This is a genomic window from Vibrio sp. 10N.247.311.13, from assembly GCF_041467595.1.
In the GTDB taxonomy this organism is placed as follows: Bacteria; Pseudomonadota; Gammaproteobacteria; order Enterobacterales; family Vibrionaceae; genus Vibrio; species Vibrio crassostreae_C.
Window position 1 is genome coordinate 43705 of sequence record NZ_JBFSUX010000006.1, and the last position, 24851, is coordinate 68555.

Consider the following 24851-nt stretch of genomic DNA (forward strand, 5'->3'; position numbering starts at 1 on the left):
CATGAAATTAAAAGTATCGATTATCTTACTGGTTCTATCGGCATTTTTGAGTGGTTGGCTATATTGGAGCAGCAATGCAAAAGTAGAGCGCTTGCTCACTCAGCATGAATGGCAGTCGAGAATGGTGACGCTGATTAGCGATAACAAGCAAGCTGACTCAATAGGCCCACTTCGTAGAGTTGAACTATCATCGAATGCGAAATACCTACCAAATGGTACATATTTAAGAATGTCAGTGGTTAGACTGTACAGCACTCAAACTGCACCTGCGAATGTCATCAACATCTCTGAAACGGGTCAGTGGGATATTAACGATAACTACTTACTGATTTCGCCAACGGAGTTTAAAGATGTGACCTCGGCTGAGCGCCAAGACTTTTCAGAAGAACAGCTAGAGCTGATCACTCAAGTCATTAAGATGGACGCAGAGCAAAGCCGACGCATAGATATTGTTAACCCGAAGGCACTGCTACTGACTAGCTTAAATCATGGTTCTACCGTATTGTTTTCAAACTAAGATTGGATCGCTATTTACTGTTTATGAATAGCTGAATACCATGAAACGGTAAACCAATAGAAAAAAGGGGCATGAAGCCCCTTTTTTGTTAGCCGTTGGTATCAAATTACGGATGTAGCATTTTAAGGATTAACCATGAAAACGGAACAACCTAATCTGGCGCCAGCGAAAGAGACAGCAACAAAAGCCACAATCGCGATACACTATTGCCGTCAATGCAATTGGATGCTTCGCTCTAGTTGGTTATGCCAAGAGCTACTGCATACCTTCAGCGAAGAAATTGAACAAGTGAGCTTACACCCAGACACAGGAGGCAGGTTCGAAATCTTTTGTAATGGTGTGCAGATTTGGGAAAGAAAAGCAGATGACGGTTTTCCAGAGGCGAAAGTTCTGAAGCAAAGAGTACGAAACATCATTGCTCCAGACAGAGATCTCGGCCACGTGGACTCAAAATAAGCCTTTCACAGCCGATCCAATGAGTTAAAGCTGACCACTCACGAGAACATCACCTTCAAGGCTAATGACTTTGAAGGTATTGTTTTCATAGATGCCATAGCTTGCCGCGTGTCCCTCTCGTGGGAATGTCACCGAGCTAGGGTTAAAGATAAAGATGTCATCTTGGTATTCGGCGACAGGAATATGGGTATGACCGTGTGCAATGATATCGCCCGCCTTCAACGCAGGGCGTTTATTGGTGTTGTACAAATGGCCATGCGTTAGGAAGATACGCTGGCCTGATTCTAATAGCACCCACGAGTAATCCATCATCATTGGAAAAGACAACAACATCTGATCCACTTCGCTATCGCAGTTACCACGAACAGCAATGATCTCTTGAGAAAACGCATTCAACTTATCTGCAACCGCCGGCGGGTTATACCCTTCTGGGATCGGGTTTCTTGGTCCATGATTCAGAATGTCACCCAATAGAACTAAATATTGCGCACCAGATGCTTGGTAGAGTTCTAATACCTTTTCTGTTGCTGGCAGCGAACCGTGTAGGTCTGAAGCAAAAAATAATTTCACACGTACTTCTCCATAAAATTTATGAGCCTATTGTACGTATCTAAATGCTACACGTCATCTCTCGCCATACCGTTGATCACGATATTATTGTAACTAACCATACCGACTATCTTGTTATCACGAACTACTGGCGCACGACTGATACCAAAGCGTTCAAACAAGCGAGCGCAATACTTTACGTTCATCTCAGCAGACACGCTTAGCGCTGGCTTGGTCATGATCTCATAAACATTGGTTCGCTTTGGAGATCGGTTCTTAGCCAGTACTTTCTTGGCAATGTCATTCATCAATACGATGCCGTATTCGTCATCTTCGTGGCGTTTATCGACAATGATTGCCTTCACTTTGTGCTTTTTAGCCATCTCTATCGCTTCTAACACCGTGGTTAGCCCATCGATAATCACATACGTATTGGCCATGACATCGCCTACTCGGATCTTTTCACTGGTACTCATAGCTCATCCTCCACAACCTTTGTTAACGTCTCGACTTGATGCGCAACCCCGACTGCGTCTTCGATATCGATCTGCACCGCTATACCTTGTCCTGACTCCTGGTCAAACTCACCGACTTCGCCAATAGTTTCAAGAATATGCCTCGCTAAGTGTTCCTCAACCACAAACAGCAACACATCTTTTTGTACCTCTAGGGTTAGGCCAAAGAAGGTGGTTTTTTGGTTTAAGCCTTGCCCTCTGGCGTTGTTAATCACCGTTGCTCCAGTCGCGCCCGCATCACGCGCGGCATCGAGCACAGTGTCGGTCTTGCTCTCTTCTACAAACGCTAAGATAAGTTTAAAGCGCATCTTTGCTCTCCTTAGAGGTGTGTAAACGGTTTAACCATTGTGTTATTTGGGCATAGCCCATCACTGAAATGATGGGAAATAAGCTGGCAAAGGCGATCAACCCAAAGCCATCAATAACAGGGTTTCTTCCTGGTACGGTTGAAGCGAGTCCAAGCCCGAGCGCCGTCACTAAAGGGACTGTCACCGTTGATGTAGTGACGCCACCCGAATCGTAGGCCAATGGAATAATGAGTTTTGGGGCGTAAAAGGTTTGAATGACCACGACGACATAACCAAAAATGATGTAGTAGTGGATCGGGTCACCCGCAACGATACGGTAGCTGCCCAGTGAGATACCGATAGCAACGCCCAATGCCACGGCGATCCTCAGCCCATTGACGCTGATACTGCCACCGGAAACTTGGTTCGCCTTAATCGCTACAGCAATCAAAGAGGGCTCGGCTATCGTGGTGCTGAAACCAATACAAAACGCGAAAAGATAGACCCAGTAATAATCAAACCAAGCCAAAGCAAGACCAGAACTGATCTTAAACTCAGTCAAAAAACTTGGCTCGGTGAGTTGCATTGCCATCGTCTCCCCTAGAGGGAATAACGCGAGTTCCAATCCCATCAAAAAGAGTGATAAGCCAAGAATGACGTAGAAGAAACCGATCAGCACTTTGGCTAGGTTATTGACTGGCTTTCGTAATACCGCCAACTGAAAACCGAAGATGATGATCGCAATCGGGATCACATCCATCACAGTGCCGAGAAAGGTGTCGATAAATTGTTGAACACTGATCATGTCACCACCATCCCGTACACCATGACAAACATCATCGGCAGCAACGAAGCAAACGCGATCAACCCAAAACCATCTATCATCGGATTACGCCCTTTAATTGCCGAGGCTAAACCCACCCCTAACGCAGTTACTAATGGGACGGTGATCGTCGATGTCGTTACTCCACCAGAGTCATACGCAATTCCAATGATGTTTTCCGGAGCAAATGCAGTGAGCACGACCACTCCAATATATCCACCGATGATCATGTACTGGATTGGCCAACCTTTTAAGATTCTCAGCACACCGAGTAAAATAGCGATACCGACTGACAGTGCCACAGTAAAGCGCAGGCCATTGGCATACTGCTCCATTTCATCTAACGTATTGGGGATTACACCTCCCTCAGCTGCCACTTCTGCGGCTTCGGCAGCGACTGCGGTTAACGCTGGCTCGGCTATGGTGGTACCAAAACCCAAACAAAAAGCGAAGATCAATAACCAGAACACACTCCCCTTTCTGGCAAATGCTTGAGCCATCGATTCGCCAATTGGAAACAACCCCATTTCAAGGCCAAAGATAAAGAAAGTGAGTCCAAAAACGACGAGCACTAAGCCAGTCAGAATAGATAAAAGATGAGGAAGTGGCTCTTGTAAGACAGCAAGCTGGAAGAAAGCGATTACCGCCACGATTGGCAATAGATCCCTCAGGCTACCTAACATGGATCGAAACAAAGCAAGCACCGCCGTCATCGCAATTCCTTGTCGTTGATTATGAATTAATAATAATCATGGCAAATCCTTATCATTGCTTATGTGACAAATATTACGCAGTTGGTAACATATCCGAGTAAAGTGCATAAGTGTGATGACGGTACACATCCTGACTTGATGAATTTAATTTCACTCCTTTGTAAATTGAAAAAGGCGTAATTTGGGCATCACACGATTGAAACCTTATGATCGTTATAGTGATTTTTTCGTATTGATTGGCGACTAAAAACAAGCCATGTCTATAATTATGTTTAATAGGGAGATTGGTATGAAGATATTGTTAACGGGTGGTACTGGATTTATTGGCTCTGAATTGGTCAAGAGTTGGAACACTGACGACGTGACATTGCTGACGCGGAGTCCTGAAAATGCGAAGCAAAACCTAAATCACCTCAACCAGAACAACCTTCATTACATTCAATCCCTTGATGAGCTCAGTGATCTCAATGACTTTGATGTGGTGGTCAACCTCGCGGGTGAGCCGATTGCCGATAAGCGTTGGAGTACAGAACAAAAAGAGAGGATCTGTAACAGCCGCTGGCACATCACTGAAAAGCTGGTCGAATTAATTCATGCCAGTAGCAACCCGCCACACGCTTTTATTAGCGGTTCAGCCGTGGGTTACTATGGCGATCAACAGCAGCACCCGTTTGACGAGTCACTGCAAGTAGAAGATGAAAGCTTTCCTCATAAAGTCTGTGCCCACTGGGAAGAGATAGCCAAGAGAGCACAATCAGAAAGCACACGCGTGATACTACTGCGAACAGGGGTTGTACTTGGCGAGAATGGCGGCGCACTCAAGAAGATGCTATTGCCTTATAAACTCGGCGTCGGTGGTCCAATAGGTTCAGGTGAGCAGTACATGCCATGGATTCACATTCTCGATATGGTGAGAGCCATCAATCACTTGTTGTCACTCCCCCACGCTCAAGGGGAATTCAATATGTGTTCCCCTCACCCTGTGACCAACAAACTGTTCAGCAGCACGTTAGCGAAACAATTAGGCCGACCGCATTTCTTATTCACGCCGAAATGGGCAATGTCGATTCTCATGGGGGAATCATCTTGTTTGCTATTTGACAGCATTCGCTCCAAGCCGAAGAAACTCACTGAGATGGGATTCATCTTTAGTTACTCAAGAATCGAGCCAGCACTAAAAAACTTGTTACAACATCAAGACTAATTCTTTACCCTAGAGCGATAGAGACTCTAATAAAGGATTAAGTGTGAACAAGTCGATTCTGATTACCGGTTGCTCAACAGGTATTGGCTATACATGTGCTCATGCACTTCAAAAGCGTGGTTTTCATGTCATTGCATCTTGTCGTGATCCACAAGATGTTCAACGCCTTCAAGATGAAGGCCTCACCTGTATTCAATTAGATCTTTCCAACCAAGAAAGTATTGAGCATGGCGCCAAGCTTGCTATTGATCTCGCACCTAATGGATTGTATGGATTATTCAATAACGGTGCTTACGGTCAAGCAGGTGCGCTAGAAGACTTACCGACCCAAGGACTCAGAGAACAATTCGAAACCAACTTCTTTGGTTGGCATCATCTCGTCTGTCAGATCCTTCCGCACATGCGCGAGCGTGGCGAAGGTCGAATCGTACAAAACAGTTCCGTATTAGGTTTTGCAGCCATGAAGTATCGTGGTGCTTATAATGCTTCTAAATTCGCGATTGAGGGTTGGACAGATACCTTACGATTAGAACTGCATGGCAGCGGTATACAGATCTCATTACTGCAACCAGGGCCAATTGAGACTCAATTTAGAACCAATGCCTTGAAAGCGTTCAATAAATGGATCAACATTTCTGGCAGCGCCCACCAAGACGCTTACCAACAACAAAAAGATCGACTCGAAAAAGAATCATCGAATAACGCTTTTGTCCTGCCTCCAGAAAGTTGTATTGAGCCGGTATTCCATGCTCTCACCGCCGACAAACCCAAGCTAAGATACCGAGTTACGACCCCGACTAAAGTGTTCGCGGTATTGAAAAGGATTCTACCGAGTCGCTTGCTAGACCCTATTTTGAGAAAAGCTGCATAAATTACTAACTTTGAATGCAGAGTCGCAAACTTTAATGTAACGATGTAATTTTTCCGTAACAATAAGATGTCATGATTACCCTATCTCATCAATTATTCCCGATTGATGAATAGACTCTGGAAACTTCATGACTTTAAACCGCCTTAATTGGGTAGGTGTGGGTTTGGCTATTACGTTGTTTATTCTGTTTTGAGTATCTCACGCAACACCTCACTGACTACCTTTATGATAACGCTATGCCTTCCATGTAGAGACAACTACTTTACCAACATAGAAGCATAGCGTTTTTCTATATTTGTCTCTTTTTATCTGAGATAACAGAGTTAGATCTTGAAGTTACCAACTTATCCCCCCATATTTGCAACGTATCCATAAAACAACCCTCAAGGAACGTAAATGCAATCTCCGCATATTGTTGAACTTAATGAACAGAACTTTCGCCAAGTATTAGAAGGTTCGATGCAGACTCCTGTACTCATCCATTTTTGGGCACCAATGAGCCAAGAGAGCGCCCAAGTCATTCCTGAACTACAAACATTAACTCAGCAATACAACGGCGCTTTCACCCTAGCCCTGTTGAATTGCGAGCAAGAGCAAGCCATTGCTAGCCAGTTTGGTGTACAAGCACTGCCAACCATCGCACTGTTTGTTAACGGTCAACCTGTCGATGGATTAGGTGGTCCTCAAAGCGTGGAAGCGATTGTGGAAATGCTAAGTAAGCACTTACCTAGTCAAGAAGAGCTCGCTTTGCGCCAAGCTCTAGAGCAAATGCAAGCCGGTGAGCACGCACAAGCACTCTCGGCAATGCAACAACTGCCAACAGAGTTAACAAACAAAGGTGAAGTAAAACTGGCTATCGCTGAATGCCTTTTAGAGACACAACAGTTTGAACTCGCTGAAACTCAGCTTGCCACTATCCCTCTCGAGTACCAAGACAACTACTATAAAGGCTTAGTCGCTAAGCTTGAACTTCACAAGCAAGCTGCTGACAGCCCAGAAATCCAAGCATTAGAAGCGGCTTTACAGCAAAGTCCAGGCGATGCGAAGACCGCTTCTGAATTGGCATTGCAATATCACCAAGTAAATCGTAGCGAAGAAGCTATGGATCTACTTTGGTCATTCCTAGCTAAAGATCTCAATACGCTCGATGGTGACATGAAGAAAGAGTTCATGGATATCTTAAGTGCATTAGGACAAGGTAACGCAGTTGCGAGTAAATACCGTCGTCAACTGTACTCGCTACTGTATTAGTAAAGCACACATATCACAGCGTAGTGTTTAGCTTATACCTATCTCGATAGATAACAAACCCTCAGCAGACCGTACGAATCGAACAACGTTAAATGGGCCATAAAATCAAGGTTTTATGGCCCATTTCTCATTTATAGATTTGCTCGATTTTTAAATATGAGCCAGTATGAGTAATGAACTATCAAAAACTTAAACTTACAAAGGATTTTGTATGGCTATTGATACATTAATTACCATCGGCGTCTTTACTGTCGTCGCAATACTGTTCATTTTCGCTGGAGTAAAAACGGTTCCGCAAGGCAACAACTGGACTGTAGAACGCTTCGGTCGTTATACACAAACACTCAAGCCAGGATTAAATCTGATCATTCCATTTATCGATAAAGTTGGACAACGCATCAGTATGATGGAGCGAGTTCTCGATATCCCGGCTCAAGAAGTCATCTCCAAAGATAACGCAAATGTGGTTATCGATGCGGTGTGCTTTGTACAAGTCATAGATGCCCCAAAGGCAGCTTATGAAGTCAATGATCTTGAGCATGCGATCCGTAACTTAACCCTAACTAATATCCGTACTGTGCTTGGTTCCATGGAGCTAGATGAGATGCTTAGCCAACGTGATATGATCAATACCAAATTGTTAAATATCGTTGATGAAGCAACAAATCCTTGGGGCGTAAAGGTTACACGTATAGAGATTAAAGATGTACAACCACCAGCCGATCTTACTGCCGCGATGAATGCTCAGATGAAAGCCGAACGTAACAAACGTGCTGATATCTTAGAGGCAGAGGGTGTGCGACAAGCTGAGATCTTAAAAGCAGAAGGCCACAAACAATCAGAGATCCTCAAAGCGGAAGGTCAAAAGCAAGCAGCAATCCTGCAAGCAGAAGCGCGTGAGCGTGCTGCAGAAGCAGAAGCGAAAGCAACAGAAATGGTATCAACAGCTATCGCTCAAGGTGACATGCAGGCAGTTAATTACTTTATAGCACAAGGTTACACCGACGCATTGAAGTCTATTGGCCAAGCTGAAAACGGTAAGATCATCATGTTACCACTCGAAGCAACTGGCCTAATGGGTTCTGTTGCAGGTATCGCAGAGATGTTTGCACATAAGAATGACAAGGGTAGTAAGGACTAACTTATGGTCGAATTACTAGAACAAGTAAACCATTGGCATTGGTTAGCGTTTGGTCTAGCACTGCTAGCACTTGAGCTGATTGGAACCGCTGGTTACTTTTTATGGATAGGGATATCTGCCATGCTCGTCGGTGCCCTATTAGGCGCACTACCGATCGGTTGGCAGATGCAATGGTTGTCCTTCGCGAGCTTCTCTCTTATTACCACTTGGCTGTGGTGGAGAAGGCAGTTGTCTAATGACAAGGAATCAGACGCAGGGCGAGAGTTAAACCAAAGAGAGAAACAACTGGTAGGTCAAACGGTTCGTTTAACAGAAGATATTCAGCGCGGGAATTGCCGTATTAAGGTAGGCGACTCTTCTTGGTCAGCAAGAGCGAGTCAAGATATCCCTTCTGGTACCGAAATTAAGATCATCGCTTTAGACGGAATTGTTCTAATAATAGAACCTTTATAGCCAAATGAAATATAAGGCCTGCATTTTGAACAAGTGTAGGCTTAGGGGATTTTCAGGGCTCAATAATATTCGAATTATCATTGTGATAGTTCAAACTAAATAAAAAATAAGTTCTTATTTCGTAAGGCTAATTTACGTAATAAGATTAAAAAGATATAAGAAAGCCTAGTTTATTTACCAACATGTATATGAATTGGAAGCCGTAAACTCGCTTAATTATAATTAATAAAAATGTTAAGTCTGTCTAATTTTTGAAATTTTCTTTTCCTTGTCCATACTTTCAATTATCTCAATTAGAGATAAACCTAATGGAGTTTGTATGAGACATTTTTTAATAATTCTAACGGCTATTTTCAGCTTGTCATTTGGAAGCGCTCTAGCGAGCAGTCAGTCTCCTGGTAACGGAAACATGGGGCCTATCGTTAAGTGTTCAGATGGTAACGCAGTCACTCATGTACCACTGTTGATCTGTAAACATTACGGCGGAAAGGTGCTGTGATAGGTGATTAAAGTCAGGCTAGTAATGAAATTGCTGCCTGACGATTATTTAGAACTGGAATAACCTAACTGCGGCCAGATAGATTATTCAAGATAGGACATTCCGTTGAAGTATCTCCAGGGCAGTCATGTACCCAAGATTGTAGCTGCACCTTCATCTTGTTTAACTCCGCAAGCTTCAACTCTATTTCATCTAACTTCTGAGTAGCCTTCTTCTTTACTTCGTAGCTTTGTCTGTTGGGATTCATTGCCAACTCAACCAGTGACTTACACTCATCGAGAGTGAAACCAACCATTTTAGCTCTCAAAACGAACTCTAACTGTTCGATATGAATCTCGCCATATTGCCTGTAACCATTTTCTGATCGGTGCGGTGGGCTCATCATGCCTTTACTTTCGTAAAAACGAATGGATTTCGCTGTTGTACCAACACGCTTCGCTACTTCACCAATATTCACAATCTTACCTGTAAGCCTAAAATGAAAAACCGCAGTACTGCTGTTATACAATACTGCGGCTGAAAAACATAGCTAGGGTGTAACGTTAGAAACTTACTCTTGTTCTAACAACCAAATCATAGTTTGAGATTTTTCTTCACTGTCTAGCTTATTGAACCAGTATGAAACCATTTCGATCTCTTTTGAGCCTTCTAGTAATGCTGGGTTAGCGTTCTTACGGTTCTTGAATGCCCAATCTGTTACTGCAGATTGCTCTTCTTTGGTTGCTTCACCATACCAGTAATTCACCATCTCTTGTGCTTGTGATGCTTTTGGCTCTTCAGCAACTACTGCTGCTACTGGAACAGCCGCGACTGGAGCAACCGCGATAGCTGTATGATTATTTGCACCGTTATAAATTGTATCGATATACGCCTTTGGTACGATAAAAGTCGTGCTCATGACTGAGTTTTGGCCTTCAAGCGTAAATTCTAAATTCTTTTGTCTTGCTTGCTGAATATCAGCGTCACTTAATGGAAACTTAATATATTGAGTCTTAGTACAGTGCTCGCTGCAGCTTTCTCTTGGTACTTGTCTATCTTCTAATTCTATCGTTTTACCAAAAAAACTAACCGTTTCGTACTCTTTGTAACTTTGGAAGTAACTCACGTCCATAGTAATTGAAGATTCTGGGGCAGTATTTGGTGTTACTTCTTTATTGTATGTAAAGTAAAGCGACGACTTGAGAATGTCTGCGCCTACATTTGCTCTATTTTCTGCTACGTAAGATTGACCGGTTACTTTAATGTAACCACCTTTGGGCTGCACATCAGCAACTGAGTCTGCAAAATTACTTTGTGAATCGAGTGAACTACAAGCTCCCAAAAATAATGATAATACGACTACACTAACTTTATTCATTATGACTAATTCCTTATGTTCACTATGGAAAAACGCTGGCAAACAAAATTTACCAGCGTTTTGATTTTTATCTAACTGTTTGAGCTGAAGATTCTAGCTTAGAAACCGTATTCAAGACCAACGCGAGTTACGATATCTGTATCAGCGTCACCAACAGTACGACCCGCTACACGTAGGTAAGGTACGAAACCGTTATGAACAGCCATTAACTGACCAGAAATAGTGTTGCTGTCTGAGTTAGCGTCTTTCTTACCGTTTGTTTCAGACTCAAGGTTAGCTGCGTAGCCTAGTTTGAAACCGATTGGACCATTCCAGTATTGACCGATGATAGAGTAAGAATCTTGAGTTACTTTGCGGATGCTGTTATCTAGCTCTTCGCCTTTATAAGCTGCTGCGAAGCCAAAACCTGCAGGTAGGCTAGCTTCAAAACCAACGATGTACGCAAATGTATCGTCTTTAATTTCCGCAGCAGCAGCTACAGGGTCAATACCCGTCTCTGGGTTAAACTCAAAACCAGCATCAACAGCTGGAGTTACACGTGTACCAGATTCAACCGCACCCATTAATGTTACTTTCTCGAAGCTGTACTTAGCACTTGCGCCAACAAAGTTTGCGTCACGAGTTGCTGCACCACCACCGTTGTCGTTATCGTCACGACCAACAGAAGCTGCAAAAGAGAAACCGCCAAATTTAGCTGAATCGTAACGAACTTGGTTAGATTGACGATCGTAGTGACCGTTGATGCCGCCCCAATCGAATACAGAACCTAGACCAGGGTTAGAGAATGGCCAGTCGACGATTTCGTATAGTGGAGTAAGAACACGACCCACACGCAGGTTACCCCAAGAGCCAGAAGCACCAACGAACGTATCACGGAAACCAAGCACACCGCCTGAAACGCCGCCATGACCCCAGTCTGTGCTATCTACGTAGCCAGATTCAATCTGCATTGTGATTAATACGTCATCAAACATCTCTTTATGAGCACGGAAGCCGATACGAGATTCGTTCTCTACTGCGTAACCAGAGCTAGAGTCATTGTTATCAGTCGTGTTGTAGTTAACTAGAGAGATAGCTGCAACACCGTATACGTCAACGTTGAAATCAGAGTTGATACCAACTTCTTTCGCCATTACGCCTGTCGATAAAAGTGCAACCGTTGCACCTAGTAGAGTACGTTTGAAAATTTTGTTTTCCATGGAATAAAACTCCTAAAAATGGATATAGCTGTTTGAATATTCCCCGCCTAAAGTTGGCCGCCGTAGAGAGAAATACCTTTTCTTGTTTGAGAACCCTAAACTCTGAATTCTCTATTTCCTTTCTGGTTATACACATCATGTGCATCCATGGCATTAAGACTAACTTCGCCCTCAAAAAGATCAATGAGAACTTAATTTTCATCTAAAAAAATATGAGTTGGTGCAAATTTAATAGGTACTTAGTGATCCAGATCGATAAATAGAAAAATCCTCACCAAAACAAAATCAATACCAATAAATTCAACAACTTGAGGTAATTATAACTTTGTAAAAATAGATATGACTCGCAATTATGATACAACTAGAATGGTATTTCATTAATGTTGAGCGGCGTCACTGTCCTGATTTTAGAGTTCGTATAGGAACAAAATTCTCAACAATTAAAAAGGCATCTAATTTGCAGCAGACACAAAAAAAGCACTCCCTTTAAAGGAGTGCTTTTGAGCTTTTTTTACCTTGGTTTACTTACGAAATAAGTGCAATTAGATCTTCTTCTGTTCTTATTTCGATACCTAAATCTTGTGCTTTAGTTAATTTAGAACCCGCAGCTTCACCGGCAAACAAGATGTCCGTTTTCTTCGATACGCTACCCGTCACTTTCGCACCTAATGCTTGTAACGCAGCTTTAGCTTCACTTCGACCTAATTGCGACAATGAGCCTGTTAACACAACGACTTTACCTTCTAATGGTAGCTCTTGGTCATCGGCAGCTTCTTTGATGATTGGCCAATTCACACCTAGCTCTATCAGCTGATCGACGACCGCTCTGTTTTTCTCTTGTGAGAAGAAGCTGGTGATATGGCTAGCAACGATGTCACCAATATCTGACACTTCAACTAATTGTTCATGAGTAGCTGCTTGAACCAGTTCCAACGTCTTAAAGTGTTGCGCTAAGTTCATCGCTGTCGCCTCACCGACTTCACGAATACCGAGTGAATAGAGGAAACGCGCTAACGTCGTGTCTTTAGCTTTATTCAACGCACTCACGACGTTCTGTGCCGATTTAGGCCCCATTCGGTCAAGAACAGTAATCACGCCAGCACTTAGCTTAAATAAATCAGCAGGTGTTTCGACCATTTCACGGTCCACAAGCTGCTCAATAACTTTCACGCCCAGTCCATCAACGTCTAGCGCCTTTCTAGAAACAAAGTGTTTAAGTGCTTCTTTACGCTGCGCCTGACAGACTAAACCGCCAGTACAACGCGCTACAGCTTCACCTTCTACACGCTCAACCGCAGAACTACATACTGGGCAAGCATCAGGGAAAACAATGTCTCTAGCCGTTTCAGGGCGACGATCTAGTACAACAGCCACTATTTGTGGAATAACGTCACCTGCACGGCGAATAATAACGCTGTCGCCTACCTTCACGCCTAAACGCGCAATCTCATCGGCATTGTGTAAAGTGGCATTGCTGACCGTCACGCCACCAACGAAGATAGGTTCAAGTTTAGCAACCGGCGTAATAGCGCCAGTACGGCCCACCTGAAATTCAACGTCATTGAGCAGTGTAATCTCTTCTTGAGCTGGAAACTTATAAGCAATTGCCCAACGTGGCGCTCTAGCAACAAAACCAAGCACTTCTTGAGCCGCGATATCGTCGACTTTGATAACAACGCCATCAATCTCGTAAGCCAGAGCATCACGACGAGTCATAATATCTTGGTAATAGGCTTTCACGTCTTCGAGAGAGCTCAGTTGCTTAGTCTCGGGGCACATAGGTAAGCCCCAACCTTTAAGCTGTAAAAAGCGTTCGTAGTGACTATTTGATAGCTCAGCGCCTTGTACAACACCGACACTGTATGCGTAGAAAGCTAGCGGACGTTTCGCAGTAATACGGGAATCAAGCTGACGCAGGCTACCTGCGGCGGCATTACGTGGGTTAACAAATACTTTCTCGCCTTTCTTCAACGCCATCTCATTCAACTTATCGAAACCCGCTTTTGGCATAAACACTTCGCCACGAACTTCAATACGCTGCGGCCAGCCTTCACCTTGTAACTTAAGTGGGATAGAGCTGATCGTACGCACGTTTTCAGTGATGTTTTCACCCGTCGCACCGTCACCACGTGTCGCAGCCTGAACTAAAATACCATTCACATAGAGTAGGCTAACTGCAAGGCCATCAAGCTTAGGTTCACAACAGAAAGTCTTGAGGTTAGCGGTTGGCGCTCTATCAGACATTCGCTTATTGAACGCATCCAAATCTTCATCAGAGAAAGCATTGTCCAGAGAAAGCATTGGGATCTCATGAGTCACTTGAGTGAAACCATCGAGAGGCTGACCACCAACACGTTGGCTCGGAGAATCTACTGTCACTAGTTCCGGGTTCTCTTCTTCGATCTTTAGCAATTGCTGCATTAATCGATCGTACTCGACATCAGGGATCTCAGGGCTATCTTCTACGTAATAACGAACGGCGTGATAATGCAGAGTTTCTCTTAACTGCTCTAAGGTAACTTGAATCGATTCTTTCATATCATTCTCTATCGTGATTGAAATATCAAAAAGGGCTCCCTTAGGAGCCCTTTTCTATAAATATAGATTATTTACAAGGCTAAACAATACGGCTAGGCATTCGATGCCGTCATAAAGTCTCTGATTTGCTTGCGGTAGTCAGATAAACGGTTTGGTGTCATTAAGTTGCGTGACTCATCCAACACGTTTCCGCCCATATCGTCAGCAATTTTCTGCGCCGCACTCAGCATCACATTGAAGTTTTGATCAGCTTGACCATAACAAGGCAACGTCATAAAGAACGAAATACCTTTAGTCGTGAAGTCAGCAGGATCATCATGTTCTAGCGTTCCTGGCTGCATCATGTTTGCAACGCTGAAAATAACCTTTGGTGCATCTGTAGATTGTGCAAAGCAGTGGTAAATAGACATCTCACCATAAGTTAAACCGTTGTTCTCCATGCTGCGGAAAAGTTCAGTCCCAACGAATGGGATCTCTCCAGCACAGTGAACATTAAGAACGATCACTTCTAAACCAAGTTCTTCATCTGGTTTTGCTTCTTCAACAGTCGCACTTTGCGGAGTCACGACTTCTTTCGCAACAACGGGCTCTCTTTGAGTAAGCGTTTCGTTTGGAACGACTGGCTCATCAACTGTTTCAGAAGGCTCTTCAAACGAACCGTACTGCACTTTAAAGCCGGCATGGTTTTCTTTTTGCTCGTCAGTCAACTCAAAGCTTGGAACTTCAGGCTCAACGTCCTTCTCTTCCTCAATCACTTCAGGTTCACTTTCAACCTTAATTGGGTCTTCTACGCTGAAAGAAGGAAGATCATTTAATTCGATATCATCTTCGTAAGCTTCTTTCGCTTGTGGCGCTGTTAGCGGATCTGAGTCGATCAGCGGATCAGTATCAGAGGGTGAAACAGCAAAATCCGGCTCTTTACGTTCTTTTCGGATTATCTCAAAATCATCTTCTGGGGCGAATGAACGGTTTGGAATAGTTTCTGCTTCATCTAAGCTGTCGTTATCAAGCTTACCGAGCGGCTTATCTCCAAACTTTGCTTTCCCTTCTTTTTTACTCGTCCATAGACCATGGAACAATAATGCGGCGATAGCTAATGCGCCAACAATAATGAGTACAAATCGCAATTCCTGCATTTTTCGCTCTCAGCTTTCTTAGTCAACTAGCTATAAACACGCTGTCACTAAGTTGGGTTAATTTGGCTAATCTCACTACTCTATCAAAAGTAGCCACTGTTTTAGAACAACTTAATACAATTAGTTCCTTACATGGTGTGATTTTCACCACGCTTTTTTTCTTAATTTCGGTCGAGTACACTAGACATGTTTGCTATTTAACCAAATTCACATGTGACCTAATTTAAATATGACTATTGAATCTGTTCCCCGCTCCGGCTTTGGCTATTTTATTTTCGGAATAAAAATCGCTTTATCACCGAGCATTCGTAAGTTTGTACTAATGCCACTTATCGCGAACGTGTTACTCGTTGGTGGTGCCTTGTTTTATATCTTCTCCAACCTAAACACTTGGATTGAAGGTTGGATTGGTGCATTGCCAAGTTTCTTGTCGTGGTTGTCATACATTTTATGGCCATTACTTGTGTTAACCGTCTTGGCAACATTCTCGTATTTCTTTAGCACGCTCGCTAACTTCATTGCCGCACCGTTCAACGGTTTACTCGCGGAAAAAGTTGAAGAGTTGTTGAGCGGTAAAAAAGTTAATGACGATGGTTTACTTGATGTCCTCAAAGATACCCCACGTATATTAGCGAGAGAATGGCGCAAGCTTGTCTACATTCTGCCAAAAGCGATCGGTTTATTCCTACTTTTGTTAATTCCAGCACTAGGGCAAACCGTTGCTCCGTTTTTATGGTTCATTTTCACAGCATGGATGTTAGCGATTCAATACGCCGACTACCCGTTCGATAACCATAAAATCAAATTTGATGACATGAGAAACAATTTGAAACAAAAACAAGGCAAGAGCTACAGCTTTGGCGCGCTTGTTTCTGTGTTCACCACAATTCCAATTCTAAACCTGATCGTAATGCCCGTTGCCGTTTGCGGCGCGACGGCAATGTGGGTTGCTGAGTTTAAAGACCAAGCTCTGCGTTCTCGTCTATAATTCTCGTCTATTACCCCGCCTATACTTCCTAGTTTCGCCTATCTTTTTGAAGTTCTGATTTCAATAAAGATAGGCGTGAATTCTGCTACATATCTATATGATATAACTTTTTAATCCTTTTACCTTTTTTTCAACTTGTTTAATCTAAATTCAAGCTGAATAAACATCGTAAGACACTAGACGGTAAAGTGATTGATATACTACGTTTAGTTCTGTCATTAAATGAAGGAATATCGCATGAGCAAGATCTACGAAGACAACACCCTAACGATTGGTAACACACCTCTAGTCCGCCTTAACAAAGTAAGCAAAGGTAACGTCCTAGCTAAGATCGAAGCTCGTAACCCAAGCTTCAGTGTTAAATGTCGTATCGGTTCAAACATGATCTGGGAAGCAGAAAAAGCGGGTACGCTTAAGCCAGGTATCGAGCTTGTTGAACCTACCAGTGGTAACACAGGTGTTGCACTTGCATTCGTAGCAGCAGCACGCGGTTACAAACTAACGCTAACTATGCCTGAATCAATGAGCCTAGAACGTCGTAAGCTGCTTAAAGCGCTTGGCGCAAACCTAGTGCTGACTGAAGCACCAAAAGGTATGAACGGTGCGATTGCTAAAGCAGAAGAGATTGTTGCTTCAGACCCAGACAAGTACCTACTACTTCAACAGTTCAACAACCCAGCCAACCCACAAATTCACGAGCAAACGACTGGTCCTGAAATTTGGGAAGCAACAGACGGCGAAATCGACGTGTTTGTAGCGGGTGTTGGTACGGGCGGTACTATCACAGGTACAAGTCGTTATATTAAAGGTGAAAAAGGCAAAGCGATCACTTCAGTAGCGGTTGAACCCGCAGAGTCTCCAGTGATTGCACAGGCACTTGCAGGCGAAGAAATCAAACCAGCTCCACACAAAATTCAAGGTATCGGTGCAGGTTTCATCCCTGGAAACCTAGATTTAGAGATTATTGACCGTGTTGAATCGGTAACTTCTGAAGAAGCGATTGAGATGGCTCAACGCCTAATGAAAGAAGAAGGTATTCTTGCAGGCATCTCATCTGGCGCGGCAGTTGTAGCAGCAAACAGAATCGCCGAACTACCTGAATTTGCAGGAAAAACTATCGTTACTGTACTACCAAGCTCTGGTGAGCGTTACCTAAGCACAGCCCTATTTGCTGGCATCTTTACGGAAAAAGAGAACCAACAATAATATGTGGTCAAATCAATTTTTCGTCCAAAAAAGCCCCGTTTAGGGGCTTTTTTGTTGATCCCTGCCCCACCTTTGGTAATATCAGGTCTGTTTTATTTTTCGCTTCAAAATAAAAGAAGCAATAAACAAATTCTGAAAGTCATGAGTACTCAGCAAAAGACGACCATGGCTGGATAAAAATTTATAACCAGTCTAAGTTCTAACACGAACATGGCGTACTAGCCTCTAGCGCATTTGGGCTAAAGCAGTTAAGCTAATCTGGTTACAAACTTACAAAAAATAAATTAATTGGGGTATATAAAATGTACGAGAAGCAAGTAGAAATCACAGCAGAAAACGGTCTTCACACTCGTCCAGCTGCACAGTTCGTTAAAGAAGCAAAATCTTTCGACGCTGACATCACAGTGACTTCTAACGGCAAAAGCGCTAGCGCGAAAAGCCTGTTCAAACTACAAACTTTAGGCCTAGTAAAAGGTACTAACGTTACTATTTCAGCTGAAGGTCCTCAAGCTCAGCAAGCAGTAGACCACCTAGTTGCTCTTATGGATCAACTACACTAATACGGTCTCCTTCTTTCAAAGCCATTTTGCATAGCAAAGTGGCTTTGTTCGAAATAGATAGGAATAAGCGCGACATTAGTCGACGACTTAAAGTCACACACTCTCCCGTTTACAGTTGAACAACTAAGGTAAGGCTATGATTTCAGGCATCCTAGCATCTCCTGGTATTGCTTTCGGTAAAGCACTACTACTTCAAGAAGATGAAATTGTCCTAAACACTCAATCTATCTCTGACGACCAAGTTGAAGCAGAAGTACAGCGTTTCTTTGACGCTCGTAACAAATCTTCTCAACAACTTGAAGTTGTTAAGCAAAAAGCACTTGAAACTTTTGGCGAAGAAAAAGAAGCAATCTTTGAAGGCCACATCATGCTGCTTGAAGATGAAGAGCTAGAAGAAGAGATTTTAGCACTCATCAAGAAAGACAAGATGCACGCAGACAACGCGATCCACACTGTGATCGAAGAGCAAGCTGTTGCACTAGAGTCTCTTGATGATGAGTACCTAAAAGAACGTGCAACTGATATCCGTGATATCGGTACTCGTTTCGTTAAAAATGCTCTAGGCATCAACATTGTATCTCTAGCAGATATCAATGAAGAAGTTATCCTAGTAGCTTACGACCTAACGCCATCTGAAACTGCACAAATCAACCTAGACTACGTTCTTGGTTTCGCTTGTGACATCGGCGGTCGTACATCTCATACTTCAATCATGGCACGTTCTCTTGAGCTTCCAGCTATCGTTGGTACTAACGATATCACTAAGCAAGTTAAGAACGGCGACATGCTTGTGCTAGACGCGATGAACAACAAGATCATCATCAACCCTTCTGAAGCTGAACTAGCAGAAGCTAAGAAAATCAAAGCAGATTTCGAAGCAGAAGCGGCTGAACTAGCAAAACTAAAAGATTTACACGCTGAAACTCTAGACGGTCACCGTGTAGAAGTTTGTGGCAACATCGGTACAGTAAAAGACTGTGACGGTATCCTGCGTAACGGCGGTGAAGGCGTTGGTCTGTACCGTACTGAATTCCTATTTATGGACCGTGACGCGCTTCCTACTGAAGAAGAGCAATACGTTGCTTACAAAGAAGTAGCAGAAGCAATGGAAGGCGAGTCAGTGATTATCCGTACTATGGATATCGGTGGCGACAAAGACCTACCATACATGGACCTTCCACAAGAGATGAACCCGTTCCTAGGCTGGCGTGCAGTACGTATCAGCTTGGATCGTCGTGAAATCCTACGTGACCAACTACGTGGCATCTTACGTGCGTCTGCACACGGTAAACTACGTATCATGTTCCCAATGATCATTTCTGTTGAAGAGATCCGTGAACTGAAAAAAGCAATCGAAGAGTACAAAGTTGAACTTCGCGCTGAAGGCCTAGCTTTCGATGAAGAAATCGAAATCGGCGTAATGGTTGAGACTCCAGCAGCTGCTGCAATCGCACACCACCTAGCGAAAGAAGTATCTTTCTTCTCTATCGGTACTAACGACCTAACGCAATACACTCTTGCGGTAGACCGTGGTAACGAAATGATTTCTCACCTATACAACCCACTATCTCCTGCTGTTCTTACAGTAATCAAGCAAGTGATCGACGCATCACACGCTGAAGGTAAGTGGACTGGTATGTGTGGTGAGCTTGCTGGTGATGAGCGTGCAACGCTACTTCTTCTTGGTATGGGTCTAGATGAGTTCTCTATGAGCGGTATCTCTATCCCTAAAGTTAAGAAAGTAATCCGTAACTCTAACTTCGCTGAAGTTAAAGCTATGGCTGACGAAGCACTATCTCTACCAACAGCTGCTGAAATTGAAGCTTGCGTAGAAAAGTTCATCGCTGAGAAAACTCAGTAATCGCCAATCGCTTAATAACGTTAGACGGCTAAAAATAGTCGTCTAATTTGTTAGATTGGTATAGTATATTCTACAGAATAAAACTAAACGTTAGGAGCATGACACAATGGGTCTGTTTGACAAACTGAAAAAGCTTGTATCTGATGACAGCGCTGATGCTGGTGCAATCGAAATCATCGCACCTCTTTCTGGTGAAATCGTAAACATCGAAGATGTGCCAGATGTAGTTTTCGCTGAAAAAATCGTTGGTGACGGCATCGCGATCAAACCAGCTGGCGACAAAATGGTAGCTCCAGTTAACGGTACTATCGGTAAGATCTTCGAAACTAACCACGCATTCTCTATCGAGTCTGACGACGGTGTTGAGCTTTTCGTTCACTTCGGTATCGATACTGTTGAACTTAAAGGCGAAGGCTTCACTCGTGTAGCTGAAGAAGGTCAATCTGTTAAAGCTGGTGACACTATCATCACTTTCGACCTAGCGCTTCTAGAAGAGAAAGCAAAATCTACGCTTACTCCAGTTGTTATCTCTAACATGGACGAAATCAAAGAGCTGAACAAGCTTTCTGGTTCTGTAACTGTTGGCGAAACTCCAGTTCTTAAAGTAACTAAGTAATCTCGATTACTTATCTGCTTTAATTAAAACGCTACCTAAGGGTGGCGTTTTTTGTGCCTGCTATATAGTTCTAATGCCAGATTACCAGCCGCTTTGGCCTTATACCTAACAACTACAAATCCCCTTCTTCTTTGGGCCTCTCACGAACAGAGATCCCTGACATCTCGCTCGGTTCGATTCTGGGATGACGATTAAACACTATGGTTTAAGCCTGAGTGATTGTTACTCAAACCGACCTCTTCTATACAGTTAGCTATAGAGTCACCAATACCCAACTCCCGTCATTCCCTACAGTGAGGCACGAACGTGATAGGGAATCTCGCTTTCCAATCAACTACCAACACCACAATTCCCCTCTCTTCTCCAAATTTCAGGCAATAAAAAACCCAGCCGAAGCTGGGTCTGTTTAGCGCTCATCTCTCACCACGAGCTAATTTGTGGAAGCCTAACGTCAACACTATCGGTCAACGTGGCTTTTCAATCGATTAACCTAGTAGGCTAAGTGCCGAGTTCGGTGCTTGCTTCGCTTGAGCAAGAATCGAGCTTGAAGCTTGAGAAAGGATCTGAGACTTAGTCATCTGAGTCGTTTCTTTCGCGAAATCGGTATCTTTAATACGGCTCTTAGATGCGTTAACGTTCTCGTTAATGTTGTCTAAGTTGCTGATAGCGTGGTCGAAACGGTTTTGGAAAGCACCTAGCTCAGCACGGTGGCTGTCTACGTACTTAAGTGCTGCATCGATTACTGCTACAGACTCTTGTGCGCCGCCAACAGACGTTACGTCGATAGTATCAACGGTTACGTCTTTACCCGCTTGAATGCCTAGCTCACCAGCAAGACCACCAGAGAAAGACACGTCGCCGCTCACTTTGTTGTTACCAGTGAACATTTGTAGCTTGCCGTCTTCAGTTACAGACGCTTTAACAGAATCTTGTTGACCGTTGATGTACGTTGCTAGCTCTTCGATGTCGTCGCCCGCTTTCGCAGACACATCGATTTCTTGTGCTTGGCCGAAGTTATCAGTGAACGACATTTTTAGGTCATTTGCGCCAGCTTGAACGTTCCAGTCTTTGTCTTTCGCGTTCTCAGTTTGGTAGCTCTTACCACCCATCTGAGCGTTATCAGAGCGCATGTCTTTCAGTTGAAGCATTACCGCTTCACCGTTATCCGCACCGATTTGGAATGATTTAGTACCGTGAGTACCGTTAAGCAGCTTGTTACCACCAAAAGACGTCGTTTCCGCGATACGGTTTAATTCGTCATTCAGTGCTGTTACTTCTTCTTGAATCGCTACACGCTCAGATTTTGAGTTTGAGCCGTTTGAAGATTGTAGAGACAAATCACGCATACGTTGCAGGATGTTGGTTGTCTCGTTCATTGCACCTTCAGCAGTTTGTGCAATTGAGATACCGTCGTTCGCGTTACGTACAGCAACATCAAGGCCGCGGCTCTGAACGTTCAAACGGTTAGAGATTTGTAGGCCCGCAGCGTCATCTTTAGCGCTGTTGATTTTAGAGCCTGAAGCTAGACGCTCCATTGATGTTTGTTGTGCGCTGTTTGCGTTGTTTAGGTAACGTTGCGCTGTCATCGCTGAAACGTTTGTATTTACATTCACTGCCATGGTGACTTCTCCAATTGATTTTCCGGTATAGCGGTTTCCGACGTCTCGGAAAACCAAGTAGTTATCTCTAAGTTACTATTAATAACGGCGTGAATGCTGAAACCTTTAGGAAAAAAACAACAAAATTAACGAAATAGAGAGAAAGGGGAAGAAAGCGTGACTGGCAGTGAAATTATCAAAAAAAGATGAGAAAAACACTAAAGTTGTCGATAAGTCGGTCGAGCGAAAAGTTGTGCTTTTATTAACCAAAGGGCTTTAGTTAAGCTGAATTGCCTTTATAAGATTCGAAGTGATTTATTAACCTAACAAGGTTAAGGCAAGATTGGGCGCTTGCTTAGCTTGAGCCAAAATAGTGGTACTGACTTGTTGCAGTATTTGTTGCTTGAGCATTTGAGTGGTTTCTTTAGCGTAGTCGGTATCTTTGATTCGGCTGTTGGATGTCGCCAAGTTCTCATGAACATTTTCAAGGTTATTGATGGCATGATCAAAACGATTTTGCATTGCCCCTAGTTCAGAACGATGACTATCAACATACTTCATCGCTGTATCCAAAATAGAGACAGCACGCTGCGCGCCACCTACATCAGTCACATTGATGTCATCGACTGATTCGTAATAACCCGCCGACATCGAAAGTTCACTGGCTAACGAACCTGAGAAAGAGATCGTGCCTGCAGTGTCTTCGCCAGACATATAGATCTGAAGCCGCCCTTCATCATTGACGGAAGCAGAGACGAGATCCGTTTGACCATTAATATAAGTCGCCAACTCTTCAATATCATCACCTGCTTTAGCATTAATGGTGAGCTCTTGTGGCTGACCAGAACGGTCGGTAAACGACATCGTCATATCATTCTGGTTGGATTTGACTGCCCACGAGTCACTTGCCATGCCATTGGCGACATAGCTAAAACCACCCATGTTGATGTCATCGGTACGCATATTTTTCAAACCTATCTGCACCGCTTCACCAGAACTGCCACCGATTTGAAATGAAGAACTACCAAAGCTACCGTTAAGGAGTTTTTTACCACCAAACGAGGTGGTTTCAGCAATTCGATTCAACTCATCATTTAGAGCTGTCACTTCTTCTTGAATAGCCGTCCTTTCCGACTGGCTATTCGAACCATTGCTCGCCTGCAGTGACAAATCTCGCATACGCTGCATGATATTGGTGGTTTCATTCATCGCTCCTTCTGCTGTCTGCATAATGGAGATACCGTCGTTAGCATTTCGAACCGCAACATCAATGCCACTCATCTGTGCTTCTAATCGATTCGAGATTTGCAAGCCAGCCGCATCGTCTTTTGCACTATTAATACGACTCCCTGAAGCTAAGCGCTCCAAAGATTGGTTCAGCATGTTATTGGCATTCGACAGATTCCTCTGAGCCACCAGCGCTGAGACATTTGTATTAACAGTTATAGCCATAGACCTTCACTTACAAAAAGATGAATAAAACTCACGATTGCTCTTATATCGACCAATTCATATAAAGCTTTAATAAAAAAGGAGCCCTGAGGCTCCCTTTGTTTATTCTTTTTGAGACGACTTACTTAATCGTTAATGCACTCAACATCTCAGTTGAAGGAGCAAAGTAATACGCGCCAGTCACCGCTTTAGTAAAGCGAAGCAGTTGGTCTGTTTTGCCATCAGTTACGCCGTACATGCTCTCTAACATCGCATCGAAGTTATGACGAACGTTACAGTAAGCAATGAACAATAAGCCGTGGTCGCCCGTAGCAGTACCGTAAGGTAGACTGTGGCGAACAATCTTAAGCCCCTTGCCTTCTTCTTTGATATCCACACGGCCAACGTGAGACGCCGCAGGAACATCATCTAACTCAATTGAATCAGGTTTAGTTCGGCCAATCACTTTCTCTTGTGCCGATACATTCAAACGATTCCAAGCTGGCAGGTTATGCACAAAACGCTGCACCATTACATAACTACCACCAGCGAATTCACCCTCAGGCACAATAGCGACTTCAGCACGTTGTGCGTCTTTCGGGTTTTCAGTGCCATCAACAAAGTCTGTCATGTCACGAGAGTCTAGGAAGCGATAACCATAAGTTTCATCAACCACTTCAACATCAGCTGCTACTTCAGATAGCAATTTACGCAAGATAAAGAAGTGCAGATCATGTCGGTTTGAATGACAGTGAATCAGAACGTCAGACAGTGTGCTCGGTGCTGTGATATAACCTTCACCCAGCACAGGGAAGTCGATCAAATCAGCGGGCGCTGCTTGCTCGAACCTATCCCAAAAAGCTTTTGAGAACGCAACCGATGCCGTTAAGTTCGCATCAGGCTGAGTTTGGTTTAGTTCGTCGATTAGAGTCGGAAGCTTTTGAATTTCTGCTAGTACATTAGCAGTATTAGCGTTCACTTTAAGTTGAACGTAAAGCGCGAAAGGCCCAGCTTCAGGCAAAATAGCACTTTGAACGTTAGGCTGCTCATTTGAAACATTAAGCATAGATTATTCCTTCCAG

The 24851-nt window shown here is 43.6% G+C and carries 26 protein-coding genes; 13 read left to right on the forward strand and 13 right to left on the reverse strand.

The genetic code is table 11. From position 1 onward, the window contains the following. Position 1: 1 nt before the first annotated feature. Positions 2–517 (forward strand): regulatory protein ToxS, encoded by a 516-nt coding sequence (locus AB6E52_RS04225; protein WP_017068993.1) that lies wholly within the window; start codon positions 2–4, stop codon positions 515–517. 135 nt (positions 518–652) lie between these two features. Then, on the forward strand, positions 653–973 hold the full coding sequence (locus AB6E52_RS04230) for a SelT/SelW/SelH family protein (RefSeq protein ID WP_017062204.1): 321 nt from the start codon (positions 653–655) through the stop codon (positions 971–973). A gap of 24 nt (positions 974–997) precedes the next feature. Here the strand turns inward: AB6E52_RS04230 and yfcE are convergent, their stop codons facing one another. The 5 genes from yfcE to AB6E52_RS04255 are packed head-to-tail and all read right to left on the reverse strand — an operon-like array spanning position 998 to position 3860. After that, on the reverse strand, positions 998–1543 hold the full coding sequence (yfcE, locus tag AB6E52_RS04235; protein ID WP_017068995.1) for a phosphodiesterase: 546 nt from the start codon (positions 1541–1543) through the stop codon (positions 998–1000). Positions 1544–1590: 47 nt separating this feature from the next. Continuing rightward, positions 1591–1998: a CBS domain-containing protein gene (locus AB6E52_RS04240; RefSeq protein WP_017062206.1), complete on the reverse strand. Its 408-nt coding sequence runs from the start codon at positions 1996–1998 to the stop codon at positions 1591–1593. Further along, positions 1995–2345: a P-II family nitrogen regulator gene (locus tag AB6E52_RS04245; protein WP_017062207.1), complete on the reverse strand. Its 351-nt coding sequence runs from the start codon at positions 2343–2345 to the stop codon at positions 1995–1997. The genes AB6E52_RS04240 and AB6E52_RS04245 overlap by 4 nt, the downstream gene beginning before the upstream one ends. Continuing rightward, positions 2335–3129, reverse strand: a complete 795-nt coding sequence (locus tag AB6E52_RS04250; RefSeq protein ID WP_017062208.1) for a DUF1538 domain-containing protein — start codon at positions 3127–3129, stop codon at positions 2335–2337. The genes AB6E52_RS04245 and AB6E52_RS04250 overlap by 11 nt, the downstream gene beginning before the upstream one ends. Then, positions 3126–3860: a DUF1538 domain-containing protein gene (locus AB6E52_RS04255; protein ID WP_017072437.1), complete on the reverse strand. Its 735-nt coding sequence runs from the start codon at positions 3858–3860 to the stop codon at positions 3126–3128. The genes AB6E52_RS04250 and AB6E52_RS04255 overlap by 4 nt, the downstream gene beginning before the upstream one ends. Positions 3861–4149: 289 nt before the next feature. Here AB6E52_RS04255 and AB6E52_RS04260 point away from each other — a divergent pair, with 289 nt between their 5' ends. The 6 genes from AB6E52_RS04260 to AB6E52_RS04285 all read left to right on the forward strand — a co-directional run bounded on the left by AB6E52_RS04260 (position 4150) and on the right by AB6E52_RS04285 (position 9279). Further along, complete coding sequence (locus tag AB6E52_RS04260; RefSeq protein WP_102320160.1) at positions 4150–5064, forward strand: TIGR01777 family oxidoreductase; 915 nt, start codon at positions 4150–4152, stop codon at positions 5062–5064. 43 nt (positions 5065–5107) lie between these two features. After that, a complete protein-coding gene (locus tag AB6E52_RS04265; protein ID WP_017061923.1) occupies positions 5108–5935 on the forward strand; it encodes an SDR family oxidoreductase in 828 nt (275 codons plus the stop codon). A 396-nt stretch (positions 5936–6331) separates the two neighbouring features. After that, positions 6332–7186 (forward strand): co-chaperone YbbN, encoded by an 855-nt coding sequence (locus AB6E52_RS04270; RefSeq protein WP_102320159.1) that lies wholly within the window; start codon positions 6332–6334, stop codon positions 7184–7186. 211 nt (positions 7187–7397) lie between these two features. After that, entirely contained in the window at positions 7398–8327 is a 930-nt protein-coding gene (locus AB6E52_RS04275; protein WP_010436654.1) for an SPFH domain-containing protein, read from the forward strand. Positions 8328–8330: 3 nt separating this feature from the next. Next, complete coding sequence (locus AB6E52_RS04280; RefSeq protein ID WP_016799217.1) at positions 8331–8780, forward strand: NfeD family protein; 450 nt, start codon at positions 8331–8333, stop codon at positions 8778–8780. A gap of 319 nt (positions 8781–9099) precedes the next feature. Next, the gene (locus AB6E52_RS04285; protein WP_017061927.1) at positions 9100–9279 is read left to right on the forward strand and encodes a hypothetical protein; all 180 of its coding nucleotides are present in this window, start codon (positions 9100–9102) and stop codon (positions 9277–9279) included. Between the two features lie 64 nt (positions 9280–9343). On the opposite strand, the gene cueR is transcribed toward AB6E52_RS04285, so the two are convergent. From cueR to zipA, 5 genes are all read right to left on the reverse strand, one after another. After that, on the reverse strand, positions 9344–9736 hold the full coding sequence (gene cueR, locus AB6E52_RS04290; RefSeq protein WP_017061928.1) for a Cu(I)-responsive transcriptional regulator: 393 nt from the start codon (positions 9734–9736) through the stop codon (positions 9344–9346). Between the two features lie 93 nt (positions 9737–9829). Continuing rightward, the gene (locus AB6E52_RS04295) at positions 9830–10636 is read right to left on the reverse strand and encodes a DUF2057 family protein (RefSeq protein WP_102320158.1); all 807 of its coding nucleotides are present in this window, start codon (positions 10634–10636) and stop codon (positions 9830–9832) included. A 98-nt stretch (positions 10637–10734) separates the two neighbouring features. After that, positions 10735–11835, reverse strand: coding sequence for a porin (locus tag AB6E52_RS04300; protein ID WP_102320157.1), 1101 nt, complete (start codon positions 11833–11835; stop codon positions 10735–10737). 525 nt (positions 11836–12360) lie between these two features. Continuing rightward, positions 12361–14373: an NAD-dependent DNA ligase LigA gene (ligA, locus tag AB6E52_RS04305; protein ID WP_102320156.1), complete on the reverse strand. Its 2013-nt coding sequence runs from the start codon at positions 14371–14373 to the stop codon at positions 12361–12363. Positions 14374–14465: 92 nt separating this feature from the next. Then, on the reverse strand, positions 14466–15509 hold the full coding sequence (gene zipA / locus AB6E52_RS04310; protein ID WP_017061932.1) for a cell division protein ZipA: 1044 nt from the start codon (positions 15507–15509) through the stop codon (positions 14466–14468). 229 nt (positions 15510–15738) lie between these two features. Here zipA and cysZ point away from each other — a divergent pair, with 229 nt between their 5' ends. The 5 genes from cysZ (at position 15739) to crr (ending at position 20740) form a co-directional block, all read left to right on the forward strand. Continuing rightward, entirely contained in the window at positions 15739–16497 is a 759-nt protein-coding gene (gene cysZ / locus AB6E52_RS04315; protein WP_029235129.1) for a sulfate transporter CysZ, read from the forward strand. A 237-nt stretch (positions 16498–16734) separates the two neighbouring features. Then, positions 16735–17703 carry a cysteine synthase A gene (cysK, locus tag AB6E52_RS04320; protein WP_017061934.1) on the forward strand — a complete coding sequence of 323 codons (969 nt, stop codon included), beginning with the start codon at positions 16735–16737 and terminating at the stop codon, positions 17701–17703. Between the two features lie 302 nt (positions 17704–18005). After that, a complete protein-coding gene (locus AB6E52_RS04325) occupies positions 18006–18263 on the forward strand; it encodes an HPr family phosphocarrier protein (RefSeq protein WP_004734263.1) in 258 nt (85 codons plus the stop codon). A 136-nt stretch (positions 18264–18399) separates the two neighbouring features. Continuing rightward, positions 18400–20124: a phosphoenolpyruvate-protein phosphotransferase PtsI gene (ptsI, locus tag AB6E52_RS04330; protein WP_048660880.1), complete on the forward strand. Its 1725-nt coding sequence runs from the start codon at positions 18400–18402 to the stop codon at positions 20122–20124. A 106-nt stretch (positions 20125–20230) separates the two neighbouring features. Beyond that, positions 20231–20740, forward strand: a complete 510-nt coding sequence (gene crr / locus AB6E52_RS04335; RefSeq protein ID WP_004737851.1) for a PTS glucose transporter subunit IIA — start codon at positions 20231–20233, stop codon at positions 20738–20740. 485 nt (positions 20741–21225) lie between these two features. Here the strand turns inward: crr and AB6E52_RS04340 are convergent, their stop codons facing one another. The 3 genes from AB6E52_RS04340 to AB6E52_RS04350 all read right to left on the reverse strand — a co-directional run bounded on the left by AB6E52_RS04340 (position 21226) and on the right by AB6E52_RS04350 (position 24835). Then, positions 21226–22359 (reverse strand): flagellin, encoded by a 1134-nt coding sequence (locus tag AB6E52_RS04340; protein WP_102320155.1) that lies wholly within the window; start codon positions 22357–22359, stop codon positions 21226–21228. Between the two features lie 297 nt (positions 22360–22656). Beyond that, complete coding sequence (locus tag AB6E52_RS04345; RefSeq protein ID WP_102320154.1) at positions 22657–23790, reverse strand: flagellin; 1134 nt, start codon at positions 23788–23790, stop codon at positions 22657–22659. Between the two features lie 121 nt (positions 23791–23911). Next, entirely contained in the window at positions 23912–24835 is a 924-nt protein-coding gene (locus tag AB6E52_RS04350; protein WP_102320153.1) for a Dyp-type peroxidase, read from the reverse strand. Positions 24836–24851 lie beyond the last annotated feature (16 nt).